Here is a 13,497-nt window from a genome sequence, read left to right on the forward strand (position 1 = left end):
GGTGGATGATATGCATGCGCGCCTTAGCCCTGCATTTTCGTGTTGCGAGCTGACCGCAGAAAATTCGAAAATAGTTGATTCAGATCAACCTAAACCGGCGGGAAGCCGGCGTTTGTTGGCTCGATGTGGTTCAGTATGTATGTGGCGCATGTCGGTGATCCGCCGCGAAGAGAGCCTGCTGGTCGCGCTGCTGCTGGGCTTCGCCGGTGGTTATCTCGATGCCTATACCTGGATCACCCACGGCGTTCTGGCGAATGCGCAAACCGCCAATCTGGTGTTCTTGTGGGTGAACGCGATGGTCGGGAAGTGGAAGGAGGCGTTCCACTTCGTACCATCGCTTTTTGCATTCATGGTCGGTGTTGTGCTCGCCGCGTGGCTGCGCCGTGTTGCCGGTAATCGAGCTGGACCAATCAGCATCCTCGTCGAGATCGCAGTTCTTGTCCTTGTCGGTGTGCTGCACAATCGAGTGCCGGACGTTGCCGGCACGCTGGGCGTCTCTATGGTGGCCGCAATGCAGACGTCGGTTTTCACCAAGGTCGAAGGTGCAAACTACAGTTCGGTGATGATAACGGGAAATCTTCGCCAGGCGATTGACGGCGCATTTACCTTGATGGCCGGGGATTCGCAGGTCGGTCTGTTACGGAAGTCCTGCATCTTCATCGCGGTTTGCGCCACATTCGGTACGGGTGCGGCTGTGGGTGCCTTCCTTACAGAGAGGACGCCAGCGCTCACATTGACCGTTCCTGTCGCCGCGTTGTTGCTTGTTCTTTTGCGTTGCGGCCGAATCCGCACGGCTGAAGCAGGATAGAGAGTTGACCGAGGGAGGCGGGCATGAATTTCCGATCGATCTTCCCGCCGGCGCAGTGGCTTGTCGAATACCGGGCTGCCTGGCTTCGCCACGACACGATCGCGGGCGTTACGCTTGCCGCCTATGCGATCCCGGTATCGCTCGCTTATGCGGCGCTTGCCGGTCTGCCGCCACAGGTCGGCATCTACGGCTACATGCTGGGCGGCGTTGGTTATGCGTTGCTGGGCTCTTCGCGGCAACTCGCCGTCGGCCCGACTTCGGCGATCTCTTTGATGGTCGCTGCCACGGTCGGAGCGCTCGCCGCAGGCGACGCGTTTCGCTATATGCAGATTGCGAGTATCGCGGCCCTGGCCGTTGCGTGCCTCTGCGTGATTGCCTGGGTTTTTCGGCTAAGCATGCTGGTGCGCCTGATCAGCGACAGCATTCTGGTGGGTTTCAAGGCTGGCGCCGGCCTGACCATCATCATGACGCAATTGCCAAGCCTGTTTGGCGTTGCTGGCGGCGGGCGAAATTTCTTTGATCGCGTTGCTACACTTGTTTGGCAACTCGGCGGCATACAGTGGATCGTGCTTGTGATCGGGCTTGTTGCGCTCCTGCTGCTTCAAGGCGAACGTCTATGGCCCGGCAGACCGGTGGGACTTGCGGTCGTGATCCTCTCGGTCATTGTCGCAACCGCGCTCGGCTTGCCGGCGCTCGGCATTCCCGTCACCGGCGAAATTCCCAAGGGCTTGCCGAGCATTGCTGTGCCGACCTTTGGGTTACTGGAGTTCGACGAACTGTTTCCTCTCGCTGCCGGCATTATGTTGCTTGCCTATGTCGAAGGCGTCGCAGCAGCACGCAGTTTCGCGGCGAAACACGGTTACGTCATTGATGTGCGACAGGAGTTTTTGGGGCTGGGCGCGGCAAATATGGCAGTCGCGTTTGGTCACGGCTATCCCGTTGCGGGAGGACTATCCCAATCCGCCGTCAATGATCAGGCCGGCGCGAAGACGCCACTCGCTCTCGTTATCTGTTCGGGCGCGTTGGCCATCTGCCTGCTTTTTCTCACGGATCTACTGACCAATTTACCCAAGGCGGTGCTCGCTGCGATCGTATGCACGGCAGTTTATAGATTGATTGATATAGCTGCCCTCATGCGAATGTGGCGCATCAGCCGGATCGATTTTTATGCGGCAGCGATTGCTCTCGTATCTGTGCTGATGTTAGGAATCCTTCAGGGTATCCTTCTGGCTGCGCTTGCCTCCATTTTCCTGTTACTGGCGCGCGCCTCACAGCCGAACGTAGCAATTCTCGGGCGCCTGCCAGGAACAGGTCGATATGCCGATAGCGCGCGGCACCCTGACGTGGAGTCGATTGCAGGTGTGCTCGCGTTCCGCCCGGAAGCCTCGTTACTCTATATCAATGCGGAAACGGTGATGGAGAACGTGCTGGCAAAGGTTCGGGCGTTGCCGGACACCAAGATTGTTGTCTGCGGCCTCTCATCGTCACCCTTCATGGATCTCGCGGGCGTAAAGATGCTTCACGACCTCCATGGCCAGCTTGTCTCTCACGGCATCGCCTTCCAGATCGTCGGCGCTCGTGGCCAGGTCCGCGATGTCTTGCAAGCCGATGGATTCGCGGAAAAGACCGACAGCGCCAACTGGACCCGAAGGATGGATAATGTGCTTGGCGATCTGAGGCGAGAGTGACCTTGTTGCGCTGCGACGCGGATTGTCGCTCATGAGGTTACGTTGCGTTGACTTGGATCAACAGACGTTTGTCGGAATGGCGCGAGAACGAGCTGAATTCCTAGACTTCTCGGAAGTATGACGTCTCCACAAGTGACCGGATCAAACCGCCCATTATCGTCATGGCAATCGAATAGTTCACGATGATCTTGGCTCAATAGTTCAGTCTGACAACAGAGGAAATGAAAGTCATGCGAAAATTCAGCGTCTATGCAATTGTGGCTACAGTGGTCACTGTGCTTGCTGCGATCACCGGATTCAGTACGCCCTCGCGTGCGGACATGGGTCAGGTTGCCGTGATATTCACCAAGGGCGGCTTCATCGTCGGAATTGGTGGCGGTGAGGGCGTGCTGAGGTATCGCGGAAAACAATATCCATTCACGGTCTCAGGTATGAGCGTCGGTTTTACGATTGGCGCGTCTACCACCAAGCTTGTCGGCCGTGCTATCAATCTGAAGGGGCCGGCTTCGATCGAAGGCTCTTATGCAGTGGTCGGAGCGGGTGGCGCGGTGGCGGCCGGAGCCGGAAGTGTGCAATTGCAGAATGGCAATGGTGTGATCCTGCAGCTTAGCGGCCCCAAAGTTGGCGCCGAAGTATCCGCCGCTGTCGGCGGGGTTACGATACGGCTGAAGTAAGCAAGATTCGAACGGGCCGCGCTGCGCGCGGCTTCGTTTGTTTCAGTACCGATTTTCGACGAATTTCATGCGGCGCAAGCCGGTCTGATCGTTGTAGCGCCCCTTATTGGATCGCTTTGCCAGCTTGATCTTCTTTCGCGCGATCTTCTTGTAAGGGATCGTCTTGAGGATATGCCAGATGATGTTGAGCCGAGCCCGCCGCTTGTCATCGGATCGGACCAGTCGCCATGGCGCATGTTTCGTATCGGTCGCGTTGAACATCATGTCGCGCGCTCGGGAATAGTCATACCAGCGATCGAACGACTCGGTGTCCATCGGGCTTAGCTTCCATTGCCGTAGAGGGTCATCGATGCGCGCCTTGAAGCGTTGTTCCTGCTCCTCCATCCCGACTTCAAGCCATAGCTTGATCAAGATGATGCCAGCATCTACTGCAAATTTCTCAACCAGTGGGCACAATTCCAGGAAGCGCTTGTGTTCGGCCGGGCTGCAGAAGCCCATGACGTATTCGACGCCGGCGCGATTGTACCAGCTGCGGTCGAAGATCACGATCTCTCCGCCTGCTGGGAATTGCTCGATGTAGCGCTGAAGAAACAACTGGGATTTTTGCCGGTCAGACGGGGCTGGCAGGGCACAGACGCGGAAAACCCGCGGACTCACCTTTTCCGTGAGGGCCTTGATGGCGCCGCCCTTGCCAGCGGCATCGCGTCCCTCAAATATGACGATGACCTTCAGATTTTTGGCCTTAACCCATTCCTGCAAATGGCAAAGTTCGACTTGGAGCTTTTCTAGCTCTTTCTCGTAATCCTTGCGCTTTAAGCGCTCCGTTGAGACATCAGCTGACATGTCATAACTCCAAGATCAGCTTGGCGCGAACTACACTCAATCTCCCCAGGAGATTGTAATGGCAATGTCGCCGGGTATACCGCCGGGATAGTCGATGGTCTGGTAACCGATGCGGTAGCCGCGCGGTTGCAAATAGTCGCTCCAGAGCTGGAAGATTTCAGCAGGAATTCCCGTTAAAGTTTTCTCCCACCCCTTTTCTTGCTGATTGATGGCGCGACCCTTGTCGGTACATAGGGAGTTTGGAAAGCGGTAGACCTGGACTTCCGTCAAGCCGTTTCGCACCGCCCGCTGGATGACGGTTGAGGCAAGTTGGACTTTTTCGGCTTCGGTTTTGCCGGACGGTTGACTGAGCCGTTCGATCAGCGCGCGCTTTTCGGCCTCAGCAGCCGCGGTGATGCGGGCATGTTGGTCAGCCGCCTCGGCCTCTTTAAGCGCCGCCTCTTTGCGGATCTGCGTGGCGGTGGGGATGAGATCGTCGATGCTGCGAGACATGATTGAGGGCTCCTGGTGGCTATCGGTTTCAACGCTGCCACAAGGTTAAGTACGGCCGACCGCATTTTATTGATCCAAATCAAGCAGACCACACCGTGGGAGGGCACGATGCAGAGCGCGGCTGTGGAACGTTGGGCGCGCGGAAAGGAGAGTAGATTTGAGCGGACAGATGCACCCGGCAGCTCCTCATCACGTGCCATTCTTCGTTCCCGGCGCTGACGGAGCGGATACCCTCATGGTGGTGATGGGTCTTTTTCTCGTCGCGACCCTGCTGTGGGTGGGCACGCTGTATTGGAAACTGCACAGCCTTCCCGAACGCATGGCGCACAAGTCGCACAAGATGCAGTTCGAGATTGTCGGCGTTCTTGGCCTGATCTCGCTATTCACTCACATGCATATCTTCTGGATAGCGGGGTTACTTCTGGCGATGATCGATCTGCCAGACTTTGGCACGCCGATGCGCAGCATTGCCGAATCTGTCGAGCGTATCGCGAACGCCACGGCTGGTGCGCCTTTCGCTGAACCCGAGGTCGAGCCCGTGCTCCGCGGCAAAGCCGGTGATCAGCCTTCCTTGACGGAAGAAAAGGTGCGCGACCATGCTTGAACTCATGATCTGTTCACTGGTGACAATCCTGCCCGATTACCTCTATCGCCGCTACCGACAGGGGAAGCGGTTCGGCAAGGAAATCACGTTCTTCTCCGTCTGGTACGAACTGAGGTGGGGGATCACCGGTTGCCTAATGCTGACGATCGGGCTGATCACGATGATTTTCTATTTTCACCCTTCGACAACGTCGGCGGCCATCTATTTCCGGACGGTACCAATCCTTCCTGAAGCCTCCGGTCGTGTCGCTGAGGTAAATGTCGACTTTACTGCTGAAGTCAGGAAAGGCGACGTTCTGTTTAGATTGGACAGTTCGAAGCAGGACGCAGCTCTGGAGACCGCCAAGCGAAAGATTGTCGAAGTGGAGGCATCACTCATTTCGGCGCGAACCGACGTTGCCAAGGCGGATGCTCAGATCGGGGAAGCGAAAGCAGCCCACCAGCAAGCTAAGGACGAGCTCGACGTCAAGACCGAGCTGCAACGTCGAAATCCGGGCATTGTGCCGCAGCGCGATATTGAAAAGCTGCAGGTCCTCGTGGATCAGCGGCAGGCTGGTATCGATGCAGCGACGGCGGCGAGGGAGTCTTCCCAGTTACGTGTTTCCACACTTCTGCCGGCCGAGAGGGCGAGCGCCGAGGCGGCGCAAGCGCAAGCACAGGTGGATGTCGATAAAACCTACGTGCGCGCGGGCGTCGATGGTCGCGTTGAACAATTTCTTCTTCGCGTCGGTGATGTTGTCAACCCGCTTATGCGACCGGCGGGAGTCCTGATTCCTGAAGGCGCGGGTCGGCGCAGCATACAAGCCGGATTTGGCCAGATCGAGGCCCAGGTCATGAGGACTGGTATGATCGCGGAAGCGACATGTATTTCAAAACCTTGGACCGTCATTCCGTTGGTCGTCACAGGCGTGCAGGATTTCATCGCTGCCGGCCAGTTCCGGGGAGGCGAGCTTTTGATCGATCCGCAGAACTTGCAAAGGCCCGGCTCGATTCTCGTCTTCCTGGAGCCACTCTACAAAGGTGGTCTTGAGGGAGTTACTCCGGGTAGTGCCTGCGTCGTCAATGCCTACACCAGTAACCATGACGAAATTGCCGACCCAAAGACCGGCGCGCTGAAGGGTTTTGCGCTGCATGCAGTCGATGCAACCGGACTGGTGCATGCGTTGCTGCTTCGGATCCAGGCGTTGTTGTTGCCAATCAAGACGCTTGTTCTGAGCGGTCACTGAGGGGAGATCAAATGATTGCGCTTCAAAAAATGATCGTTGTTGCGACGGTTTTGTTTTCCGCAACGTTGCTTTCGTTGCCAAGTGCAAGGGCCATCGAGCTTGCTGGAGCTTGGGCGACAAGCGTGGATCAGTGCAACAAGGTGTTCACCCGTAAAGGGCGCGAGAAAAAGATAGGGTTTACAAATTTTTCCGGAGTGTATGGCGGCGGATTCATCGCCGAAGCAGATCGACTTCGGGGCAAGCACGAGATCTGCAAGATCAGATCAAAGAAGGAAAGCGATAAGACCATCAACCTGGTCGCTGCTTGTGCCTCCAGCATCATGCTCTCTCACGTCCAATTCATCCTGAACGTGATTGATGAAAACACGGTCTCTCGTGAGTTTCCGGGAATGGTGGATATGAAGGTGGAATACCACCGTTGTCAGATCTAGCGGAGTTAGCGCCTGTTCGATGAGCTTAAGGCGGGCCGGACCTAGATCAATAAATTCAGTGCCGAAGGATGGATTGGATCAGTGGAGAAATACCATGAACAAGGGAAGACAAGCCAATAGTAATGCAAAGCACGTTGCCGGTATCACACTGGTCGCCGCCTTTATCGCATTCATGATGCAGCCGGCGAGAGCGGACGACCCGGCGAAATTGCTTAAGGCGATGTCGGACTACACAGCGGCCCAAAAGTCGATCTCCGCGACATTCGATAGTGATGTCGAGGTCGTGACGCCGGAGCTGGAGAAGATCCAGTTTACCAGCTCTGGAAAGATTCAGCTCTCGCGACCGGACAAGCTTCGCATCAGTCGAACGGGCGGCTATACCGACGTTGACTTCATCTACGACGGGAAGACGGCGTCGATCTATGGAAACAATGCCAAGGCATATGTGCAGGCCGATCTTGTAGGCACGGTCGACCAGCTCGTTGATCTGATTCAGGCAAAGTCAGGCGTGGCGATGCCGGGCACGGACTTGTTGCTGACAAACGCTTATGACGAGTTGATGTCCAATGTCGTCCTGGCGCAACATATCGGGCAAGGCATGATCGATGGCGTCGAATGCGAGCATCTGGCGTTCCGTGGCGTGGATACTGATTGGCAAATATGGATAGAGAGTGGAGCGCGGCCTCTGCCTCGAAAATACGTGATCACGAGCAAGGCGGTGACTGGAGCGCCGCAATACACGCTCCGGATCAGGGATTGGAAGACCGACGCCGTCGCTGACGCCGATGCTTTCGTCTTCAAGCCGCCTGCCGGCGTGACCAAAGTCGATTTGAATTCCGGCGCTATGGCGGAATTCGATGAGATTCCCCCAGGAACACCATCGGGAGCAAGGAAATGAGACTTGTGCGAAGAGCGATCATGGTGGCAGCCGTACTTATGTCCTCTGCAGCGGGACTGTCGTGGAGCGGAGAAGCCGTCATAGAGCACGGATTATTCTCGGTAGCTGAAGCGAGAGTGGGGCGACCACTAACGCCAATGAGCTATGCGGGGGTCGCGCGCCGGACCACGCGCCGGGCCGTCGCAGTGGGGGCTGCGGCCGGAGCGGCGGGCGCTTACTATGGGTCATCATGCAGGCAAGTCGTGGACGCCTACGGGCGGGTTGCGACGGTTTGCTAGACAGGCGCTGCCGAAGCCAGCTGTTGCAGAAATGTGCACACGCTGACACTGTGCGATCGTAGTCGTTCGCGGGTCTCAGACGGTTGGTGAAGAGGGATGAGACGACGGATCTCTGTTGCTGTCGTAGATCTATCACGCCTTGCCGCGCGTCTCTGTGTCTGCATTCTGGTCTGGATGTCCGCCCCAACCGGATCTGCTGGCGCCGCCGAGCGCAGCGAAGTAAAACGCGTGCTGCTGCTGCATTCGTTTGGTCGGGAATTTCGTCCCTGGAGTGAATACGCCGCGAGTATCAAGGCCGAGCTTCAGCAGCAATCGCCATGGCCGCTGGACATCCAGGAACACGGGTTATTAACGGCGAGGTTCAACAGTCCAGGCCCGGAAGCTCCATTCGTCGATTATTTGAACTCGCTTTACCAGAGCCATCCCGCCGATATCGTGTTGAGCATCGGGGCGCCCGCGGCAAGGTTCGTTCAGAAGTATCGCGAGCGTCTCTTTCCCGAGACTCCGATGGTTCTGACTGTGGTGGAGCAGCGGCTTGTGAACCGCGTGAACGTCACGGACAATGACACCGTCATTTCGGTTCGGAATGATTTTCTGGCCGCTTTCAGAAACATCCTTCAGGTCTTGCCGGAGACGCAGACCATCGCCGTTGTGATAGGCGCCTCTGCTTTGGAGAAATTCTGGCTCGAAGAGCTGAAGCGGGAATTGAAGCCCTTGGAAGATCGGGTCAACTTTGTCTACTACGCCGATCTTTCGTTCGCGGAAATCCTCAAAAGAGCGTCTGTGCTTCCGCCGCATACCGTCCTGTTCTGGGGCCTCATGTCAGTCGACAGTGCTGGCGTTGTTCACGAAGGTGACCTGGCCTTGCGTAGCCTTCATGCCGTGGCCAATGCGCCGATCTTTTCCTACCAAGAGCCATTTTTTAATGGAGAAACCGTTGGTGGTCCGATGCATTCGATCGCCGAGACCAGCAAGAAGACCGTCAATGCTGCGATCCGAATTCTTGGTGGTGAGAAGCCCGGGGACATCAAGTTCGAACCGATTGAATTTGCCGCACCAAAATACGACTGGCGGAAAATGCAGCGCTGGGGCATCAGCGAGAGCAATCTACCGCCGGGCAGTACGATCCTGTTCCGCGAGCCCGATATTTGGGTCCAGTATCGCTGGCAGATTTTGCTCACCGCATCCGTGATCTTGGTCCAGGCGGGGTTGATCAGCGCTTTGTTGCAGCAACGTCGTCGGCGGCGTCTTGCCGAGGTCGAAGTGCGGCAGCGACTGGCGGAACTTGCGCACGTCAACCGGTATTCGGCCGCCGGAGAGTTCACGACCTCTATTGCGCATGAGCTGAACCAGCCACTCGGCTCTATTCTCACCAACACGGAGACGGCGGAGTTTCTGCTCAAGGAAACCTCGCCCAATCTTGCCGAGGTCAGGGAAATTCTGGCCGACATCAGGCGTGACGATCAGCGGGCCAGCGAGGTGATCCGACGGCTTCGCAGCGTATTGAAGAAAACGCCGTTCGAGATCAGGGACATTGATCTGAACGACACGGTGCGGGAGGCGATCGGGTTTGTGGCGGCGTTGGCCGATCGACGCGGCGTCGTACTGAAATTCGCTGCCGCCTCGGGAGAGTTGCGCATCAAGGGCGATCCCGTTCAGCTACAACAAGTCATTCTCAACCTGATCATCAATGGAATGGATGCAGTCTCGGAGGCGGACGCGCGAGTTGGTGAAGTCAGCGTATCGACGGCTCGACTGGATCAGCACGCCGAAATCAGGATCGGCGATACTGGTCCTGGAATTGTAAATGGCGATATGCAGAAAGTTTTCGATCCTTTCTTCAGCACCAAACCGCAAGGTTTGGGAATGGGGCTCGCCATCGCTCGCACCATTGTCGAGGCGCACAACGGACGGATCTCCGCAGTGAATCAAGAATCGGGCGGCGCGCTTTTTATCATCACGATCCCAATTGCTCGCGGGCGGCTCACGCCACTATAAAGCCCGAAATTCCCGCATCGCAGCACTGCGCAACGCTACCTTTCCTTGATCTTGATCAAAGGACCCACCTCGCTTCGACCGATGCTTTCCGGAGTGAAGCCCGGAGGAGGGTGAGATGTTCTGCTGGCGCAAGATCCTGATCACGCTTGCATTGATGATGACTATCCCTGTTGCTGTCTCGGCTCAAACGGCTGACAAGGCGCCGGCTTCAGGCGCTCCCGTGAGCCAATCTGCGCCCAGCGTAGAGCTGCTGAAGCCTGAGCAACTCGAAGCTTTGGTCGCACCCATTGCACTTTATCCCGATGAACTGCTCGCGAATGTACTGGCAGCATCGACCTACCCGCTGGAGGTGGTGCAGGCAGATCGTTGGGCGAAGGAACGCAAGTCGCTTAAGGGGGACGCGCTGAAGGAAGCGGTCGATAAGCAGGCGTGGGACGACAGCGTCAAGGCTCTGGTCAGCACTCCGGACGTCCTGGCGATGATGAGCGACAAGGTCGACTGGACAAAGAGCCTTGGCGATGCGTTGCTCGCTCAACAGCCGGATATCATGGATGCGATCCAGCGGCTGCGGGCGAAAGCCTACGACAACAAAAAGCTCGTCACCACCAAGCAGCAAAAGGTGAGCGTCAAGACCCAGGAGAGCAAGCAGGTGGTCGTGATCGAACAGGCGGATCCTGCCGCGGTCTACGTGCCGTATTACGATCCGGCAACGGTGTACGGGTCTTGGCCTTATGCAGACTATCCACCGTATTACTTCGGGTACCCGTCCTATATCGGTGCGGGGGTTGTCGCGGCGGGTGTCGCCTTCGGCACCGCATGGGCGATCGGTCGTTGGGGCAATTATTGGGGCGGTGGCGTCAACTGGGGTAACCGCAACGTTTACGTCAACCATCGCACGACCAACATTGGAAACGGTTGGCAGCACAATCCGGCGCATCGCCAGGGCGTGCGCTATAACAACGCCAATGTTCAGCAGCGCTTCAGCAACAACAATCTGAAGGCCGGCGCCTCCAACCGGATGGACTTCCGTGGTCGCGACGGGCAGCAGGTGCTGCGTCCGAACCAGGGCGCTGGCGATCGCGCGGGAGATCGAGGCGGCGCTGGCGCCGGCACGCGAGATCGGCCGGGAGGTGGAGATCGCGCCGGCGTTGCGGACCGAGCCAAAGGCGGCGCCGATCGCGCGAAGGCTGGCAATCGCGCCAAAGGTGGCGGTGATCGTGCGAAGGCGGCTAACCGTAGCGGAGCCGGGCGTAGCGCCGGCGGAGGAAATCGTGGCGGTGCAATGAATGTGTCGTCCGGCCGCGCAGCGGCGGCTGCGTCCGCGCGCGGGCGGGCGAGCATGGCGAGTATGCCGCGTGGCGGCGGCGGGGCAAGCTTCGCTGGCGCGCGCGGAGGCGGTGGCTTTCATGGCGGTGGCGGAGGTGGTTTTCGTGGTGGCGGCGGCGGTTTCCGAGGTGGCGGAGGCGGTGGGCGGCGGTCTGACATCGCCCTGAAGCATGACGTTGTCCTGCTCGGCCATCTCGCCAACGGACTCGGATATTATCGCTTTAGTTATCTTGGCGGCCAGAAGGCCTATGTCGGCGTGATCGCGCAGGAAGTCGAAAACGTGGTGCCAGATGCCGTGAGGCGGGGCAGCGATGGCTACCTGCGGGTGAACTATGAGACGCTCGGGCTGACGTTCCGCACCTACCGTGATTGGCTTGCAAACGGCGCAAAAATCCCTTCGGAGGTGTCGCCATGACCGTTTGGACGTCAATCCATCGCGCTGCATCGACAACTGCGGTGGCTGTCGTGGCGCTGGCTCTCATGACTTTGGTGTCCGGGGCGCAGCAATCCTTTCCAACACCGGAGGCTGCTGCGGCGGCGCTCGCCGTCGCGGTCAAGAGCGGCGCGAGCGATATTCTAAAGGTCCTCGGCAAGGCGGCCGATGACATCGTCTCGTCGGGTGACGAGGTGGCCGACGCTGACACGCGTCTGCGCTTCACGTCCATGTATGACGCCAAGCATGCGATCAAGACGGAGGGCAACAAGAGAGCGACCTTGATGCTCGGCACGGACGACTTTCCGTTCCCGATCCCGCTCATCAACACCAAGACGGGTTGGGAGTTCGATGCCGAAGAGGGCCGCATTGAGGTCCTGTATCGTCGGATCGGCCGTAACGAGCTCGATGCGATCCAGACCAGTCTCGCCTATGTCGACGCCCAGAACGAATATGCCGACAAGGACCGCGGCGAGGGCGCCGGCGTTTATGCGCAGCGGATTGTATCGACGCCGGGCAAGAAAGACGGGCTGTTCTGGCGTGATGATGGCGATCCGAGCCCGTTGGGTGCATTGGTCGCAGAAGCCTCAACCGAGGGCTACCAGGTCGATGAAAAGCCGCAGCCATATCACGGCTACTATTTCCGCATCCTGAAAGGACAAGGGTCCAACGCCCCCGGCGGTGCGCTCATCTATTTGGTGAAAGGCAAGATGATTGGCGGCCATGGATTAATCGCTTGGCCTGCCGAATACGGGAATTCCGGCGTCAAGACGTTCATGGTCAATCATGCCGGGACCGTTTACGAAAAGGATCTCGGACCGCAGACAGACCGGATCGTGAGGCGCATGTCCCTGTTCGATCCCGACCAGACGTGGAAGAAAGTCAATGCAGAAAAGCCCTGAGCACGGGATATCTGCGTTGCTTCTGCTCGTGATGCACCTGACGGCGGTTGCACTGCTCACATTGGCTGTTCCGGTGACGCCGTCCCGGGCTCAGGCGCCCGGCTATGTTCAGGTAAAGCTGTTGAAAGCGGGACTCGTCCTGGGCGCCGGCGGCGGTAGCGGCGTCGTGACATATCGCGGTCGCGACTATCCGTTCAGGGTGTCCGGCCTAAGCCTCGGATTTACAGCAGGAGCGTCCTTCATCCGGCTCAAGGGATGGGCCTGGGGGATAAGACAGATCAGCGACTTCGCCGGTACCTATAGCTCCGTTGGAAGCGGCGGCGCCCTCATCGGCGGGATCGGCGGTGTTCAGCTCACAAACGGGAAGGGTGTGAGGATTGCTTTGAGCGGACCCCGAGCGGGAGTGGAGCTTGCCGGCAACCTCGGCCAGATCACAATTACCCTGAAGGAGTGAGACGCGGATGGGTTGCGGTGATGCTCCCTGTCATTGCGCAGGAAGCGCTCAGGTCGGGGCGAAGTACTGGAAATTGCCGGGAGCGCACTGCACGACGATCTGGAGTTTCCCATGAACACGGTTGCAGCGCAGGCGATGCCAGATCAGTCTTCCGCCGTTTGCGGTAGTGCGACGTTCTCCCGACAGCGTCTTTGCGTGCGAGTGTTCCTGATAGTCATTACGTCCGCTGTCTCCCCGACTGCCGTCACTGCTCAGCCACTCACTTCGTTTCGATATGAAACGCAAGCGCAAGCGCATTGTCCTGATGATGCTGTTGTTTGGCTCGATTTCCGCAAGGAGTTCTACTACCTCAAGCGACAGAAGAAGTATGGGCGAGGCGCGACGGGAAGTTTCGTTTGTCGGAAAGAAGCGAGCGATAGCGGCTTTCGGCATTCGCTACTCGG

14 protein-coding genes are annotated in these 13,497 nt (G+C 58.0%); 11 read left to right on the forward strand and 3 right to left on the reverse strand.

Annotation, left to right across the window (positions count from 1 at the left end):
* Window positions 1-148 precede the first annotated feature (148 nt).
* The 3 genes from RSO67_RS19965 to RSO67_RS19975 all read left to right on the forward strand — a co-directional run bounded on the left by RSO67_RS19965 (window position 149) and on the right by RSO67_RS19975 (window position 3,170).
* Window positions 149-808 (forward strand): YoaK family protein, encoded by a 660-nt coding sequence (locus tag RSO67_RS19965; RefSeq protein ID WP_315840262.1) that lies wholly within the window; start codon window positions 149-151, stop codon window positions 806-808.
* A gap of 23 nt (window positions 809-831) precedes the next feature.
* Window positions 832-2,496 (forward strand): SulP family inorganic anion transporter, encoded by a 1,665-nt coding sequence (locus RSO67_RS19970; protein WP_315840263.1) that lies wholly within the window; start codon window positions 832-834, stop codon window positions 2,494-2,496.
* A 230-nt stretch (window positions 2,497-2,726) separates the two neighbouring features.
* Window positions 2,727-3,170, forward strand: a complete 444-nt coding sequence (locus tag RSO67_RS19975) for a hypothetical protein (RefSeq protein WP_315840264.1) — start codon at window positions 2,727-2,729, stop codon at window positions 3,168-3,170.
* A 42-nt stretch (window positions 3,171-3,212) separates the two neighbouring features.
* On the opposite strand, the gene ppk2 is transcribed toward RSO67_RS19975, so the two are convergent.
* Together ppk2 and RSO67_RS19985 are read right to left on the reverse strand one after the other, a co-directional pair.
* Window positions 3,213-4,013 (reverse strand): polyphosphate kinase 2, encoded by an 801-nt coding sequence (gene ppk2 / locus RSO67_RS19980; protein ID WP_315840265.1) that lies wholly within the window; start codon window positions 4,011-4,013, stop codon window positions 3,213-3,215.
* A gap of 36 nt (window positions 4,014-4,049) precedes the next feature.
* On the reverse strand, window positions 4,050-4,505 hold the full coding sequence (locus RSO67_RS19985) for a hypothetical protein (protein WP_315840266.1): 456 nt from the start codon (window positions 4,503-4,505) through the stop codon (window positions 4,050-4,052).
* 157 nt (window positions 4,506-4,662) lie between these two features.
* Between RSO67_RS19985 and RSO67_RS19990 the strand changes: the two genes are divergently transcribed.
* The 8 genes from RSO67_RS19990 (at window position 4,663) to RSO67_RS20030 (ending at window position 13,054) form a co-directional block, all read left to right on the forward strand.
* Entirely contained in the window at window positions 4,663-5,109 is a 447-nt protein-coding gene (locus tag RSO67_RS19990; protein WP_315840267.1) for a hypothetical protein, read from the forward strand.
* On the forward strand, window positions 5,102-6,334 hold the full coding sequence (locus RSO67_RS19995) for an HlyD family secretion protein (protein ID WP_315840268.1): 1,233 nt from the start codon (window positions 5,102-5,104) through the stop codon (window positions 6,332-6,334). Before RSO67_RS19990 ends, RSO67_RS19995 begins: the two co-directional genes overlap by 8 nt.
* Before the next feature lie 11 nt (window positions 6,335-6,345).
* Window positions 6,346-6,765: a hypothetical protein gene (locus RSO67_RS20000; protein ID WP_315840269.1), complete on the forward strand. Its 420-nt coding sequence runs from the start codon at window positions 6,346-6,348 to the stop codon at window positions 6,763-6,765.
* Between the two features lie 94 nt (window positions 6,766-6,859).
* Window positions 6,860-7,663 carry a DUF2092 domain-containing protein gene (locus RSO67_RS20005; RefSeq protein WP_315840270.1) on the forward strand — a complete coding sequence of 268 codons (804 nt, stop codon included), beginning with the start codon at window positions 6,860-6,862 and terminating at the stop codon, window positions 7,661-7,663.
* A 374-nt stretch (window positions 7,664-8,037) separates the two neighbouring features.
* Entirely contained in the window at window positions 8,038-9,939 is a 1,902-nt protein-coding gene (locus RSO67_RS20015; RefSeq protein WP_315840271.1) for a HAMP domain-containing sensor histidine kinase, read from the forward strand.
* Window positions 9,940-10,054: 115 nt separating this feature from the next.
* Window positions 10,055-11,680, forward strand: coding sequence for a DUF3300 domain-containing protein (locus RSO67_RS20020; RefSeq protein WP_315840272.1), 1,626 nt, complete (start codon window positions 10,055-10,057; stop codon window positions 11,678-11,680).
* Window positions 11,677-12,600 (forward strand): DUF2950 domain-containing protein, encoded by a 924-nt coding sequence (locus tag RSO67_RS20025; protein WP_315840273.1) that lies wholly within the window; start codon window positions 11,677-11,679, stop codon window positions 12,598-12,600. The genes RSO67_RS20020 and RSO67_RS20025 overlap by 4 nt, the downstream gene beginning before the upstream one ends.
* 16 nt (window positions 12,601-12,616) lie before the next feature.
* Entirely contained in the window at window positions 12,617-13,054 is a 438-nt protein-coding gene (locus RSO67_RS20030) for a hypothetical protein (protein WP_315840274.1), read from the forward strand.
* Window positions 13,055-13,102: 48 nt separating this feature from the next.
* Here RSO67_RS20030 and RSO67_RS20035 read toward each other — a convergent pair whose 3' ends face one another.
* Entirely contained in the window at window positions 13,103-13,486 is a 384-nt protein-coding gene (locus RSO67_RS20035; protein ID WP_315840275.1) for a hypothetical protein, read from the reverse strand.
* Window positions 13,487-13,497 lie beyond the last annotated feature (11 nt).

This window comes from Tardiphaga sp. 709, from assembly GCF_032401055.1.
In the GTDB taxonomy this organism is placed as follows: Bacteria; Pseudomonadota; Alphaproteobacteria; order Rhizobiales; family Xanthobacteraceae; genus Tardiphaga.

Bases quoted from the DNA above. Each gene is read 5' to 3' on its own strand.
- RSO67_RS19965 (WP_315840262.1), top strand. From the start codon at position 149: ATGTCGGTGATCCGCCGCGAAGAGAGCCTGCTGGTCGCGCTGCTGCTG.
- RSO67_RS19970 (WP_315840263.1), top strand. From the start codon at position 832: ATGAATTTCCGATCGATCTTCCCGCCGGCGCAGTGGCTTGTCGAATAC.
- RSO67_RS19975 (WP_315840264.1), top strand. From the start codon at position 2,727: ATGCGAAAATTCAGCGTCTATGCAATTGTGGCTACAGTGGTCACTGTG.
- ppk2 (WP_315840265.1), bottom strand. From the start codon at position 4,013: ATGTCAGCTGATGTCTCAACGGAGCGCTTAAAGCGCAAGGATTACGAG.
- RSO67_RS19985 (WP_315840266.1), bottom strand. From the start codon at position 4,505: ATGTCTCGCAGCATCGACGATCTCATCCCCACCGCCACGCAGATCCGC.
- RSO67_RS19995 (WP_315840268.1), top strand. From the start codon at position 5,102: ATGCTTGAACTCATGATCTGTTCACTGGTGACAATCCTGCCCGATTAC.
- RSO67_RS20000 (WP_315840269.1), top strand. From the start codon at position 6,346: ATGATTGCGCTTCAAAAAATGATCGTTGTTGCGACGGTTTTGTTTTCC.
- RSO67_RS20005 (WP_315840270.1), top strand. From the start codon at position 6,860: ATGAACAAGGGAAGACAAGCCAATAGTAATGCAAAGCACGTTGCCGGT.
- RSO67_RS20015 (WP_315840271.1), top strand. From the start codon at position 8,038: ATGAGACGACGGATCTCTGTTGCTGTCGTAGATCTATCACGCCTTGCC.
- RSO67_RS20020 (WP_315840272.1), top strand. From the start codon at position 10,055: ATGTTCTGCTGGCGCAAGATCCTGATCACGCTTGCATTGATGATGACT.
- RSO67_RS20025 (WP_315840273.1), top strand. From the start codon at position 11,677: ATGACCGTTTGGACGTCAATCCATCGCGCTGCATCGACAACTGCGGTG.
- RSO67_RS20035 (WP_315840275.1), bottom strand. From the start codon at position 13,486: ATGCCGAAAGCCGCTATCGCTCGCTTCTTTCCGACAAACGAAACTTCC.